The following is a 1,852-nucleotide window of genomic DNA, read 5'->3' as shown; positions in this document are numbered from 1 at the left end:
GCGCCGGCGGCCGCGGCGGCACCGGACATCAAGGCGCAGCTGCAGCGGATCCCGGGGCTGACGGTCGTTTCCGAGGACGCGGCGCCGGCCGGATTCCGGTTCTTCAAGCTGACCTACACCCAGCCCGCCGACCACCGGCACCCCGGCGCGGGCACGTTCCAGCAGCGGTTCACGTTGCTGCACCGCGACTTCGCCGCCCCGACGGTCGCCTTCACGAGCGGCTACAACGTCAGCGGCTCGCCGAACCGCTCGGAGCCGACGCAGATCGTCGACGGCAACCAGCTGTCGATGGAGTACCGCTACTTCACGCCGTCCCGGCCGGAGCCGGAGAACTGGGCGAAGCAGCTGACGATCTGGCAGGCGGCGGCGGACGAGCACCGCGCGGTGCAGGCGTTCAAGGCGATCTACCCGGGCAAGTGGCTGGCCACCGGCGGCAGCAAGGGCGGCATGACCGCGACGTACTTCCGGCGCTTCTTCCCCGACGACGTCGACGCGACGATCCCGTACGTCGCGCCCAACGACGTCATCGACCCGGTCGACGTCTACAACCGGTTCCTGTCCCGCGTGGGCAACGACCCGGCGTGCCGCGACGCCCTGAAGGCGATCCAGCGCGACGCGCTGAAGCGGCGTGACGAGCTGGGCGCGATCGCCGCGGCGGACGCGGCCGAGCGGGGGCTGACGTTCTCGATCGTGGGCTCGGCCGACAAGTCCCTCGAGATCTCGGTGATCGACTCGTACTTCGCGTTCTGGCAGTACCAGACGCAGGCGGACTGCGCGACGGTGCCGCCGCCGGGCGCGCCCGCGGCCGACGTCTACGCCTGGTACGAGCGGGTGGAGAGCCTCAACACGTACTCCGACCAGGACCTCGCGCCCTACATCCCGTACTACTACCAGGCGGCGGTGCAGCTGGGCTCGCCCGAGGCGTACGACGGCTACCTCCGCGACCTGCTGCGCTACCCGGGCGCCGACCAGCCGAAGACGTTCGTGCCGGCGTCGATCCGCCTGCCGCGCTTCGACTACCCGGCGATGCCCGACATCGACTTCTGGGTGAAGACCCGCGGCACCCGCCTGCTGTTCGTGTACGGGTCCAACGACCCGTGGGGCGCGGAGCCGTTCGAGCTGGGCCGCGGCAGCCGCGATTCGTACCGGTACTACGTCCAGGGCGGCAACCACGGCTCGAAGATCGCCCAGCTGGCCCCGGCCGACGCCGCGGCGGCCACGGCGACGATCCGGCGCTGGGCCGGCCTGCCGCCGGTTTCGCCTTCGGTTTCGTCGCCGGCTTTGCGTTCGGCTCCGGCGGGCTTCCCGGACTTCGACGCGGACCTGACGCCGCGGACGAGGCTGTGACTTTCCTCAGGCCGGGCGTACTCTCGCCCGGCCTGAGGAGGCGCGCATGCCTCGTCCCGTCCACTTCGAGATCCACGCGGGCGACCCCGAACGCGCGGTGGCGTTCTACACGGCGGTGTTCGGCTGGAAGTTCGAGCGCTGGGGCGACGTCCCCTACTGGATGATCACGACCGGCGAAGGCGACGGGATAGACGGAGGCCTCCTCCCGCGCCAGGGCCCGGCCCCCGAGGCCTCGGCCCCGGTCCACGGCTTCGTCAACACGATCGACGTGGCGAACCTGGACGAGGCGCTGGGTGATGTCAACCGGGCGGGCGGGACGCTGGCCCTGCCGAAGAACCCGGTGCCGGGCGTGGGTTGGCTGGCGTACTGCAAGGACACCGAGGGGAATGTTTTCGGGATGCTGCAGCCGGATGAGAACGCTCCTGCGCCGGAGTGAGTTCGGGGTGTCCTGTTCTCTGGACGGCCTCTTCGGGCTTTCCCTGCAGCCCGATGCCCGATTGTGACT

At 70.7% G+C, this 1,852-nt stretch carries 2 protein-coding genes; both read left to right on the top strand.

Translation table 11 applies throughout. The annotated features are described in order from the left end of the window. Positions 1 to 1,347, top strand: a 1,347-nt coding sequence (locus CCN39_RS47995; protein ID WP_086853859.1) for a S28 family serine protease, incomplete at its 5' end; no start/stop codon positions are given. Positions 1,348 to 1,393: 46 nt separating this feature from the next. Further along, entirely contained in the window at positions 1,394 to 1,783 is a 390-nt protein-coding gene (locus CCN39_RS47990; protein ID WP_086853857.1) for a VOC family protein, read from the top strand. Positions 1,784 to 1,852: the final 69 nt, after the last annotated feature.

The sequence above is a fragment of the Amycolatopsis kentuckyensis genome (assembly GCF_002155975.1).
In the GTDB taxonomy this organism is placed as follows: domain Bacteria; phylum Actinomycetota; class Actinomycetes; order Mycobacteriales; family Pseudonocardiaceae; genus Amycolatopsis; species Amycolatopsis kentuckyensis.
This window is presented reverse-complemented; position numbering and strand designations above follow the sequence as displayed.

What these genes read in the sequence shown, in the direction of transcription:
- CCN39_RS47990 (WP_086853857.1), top strand. Translation starts at nt 1,394, where the DNA reads ATGCCTCGTCCCGTCCACTTCGAGATCCACGCGGGCGACCCCGAACGC.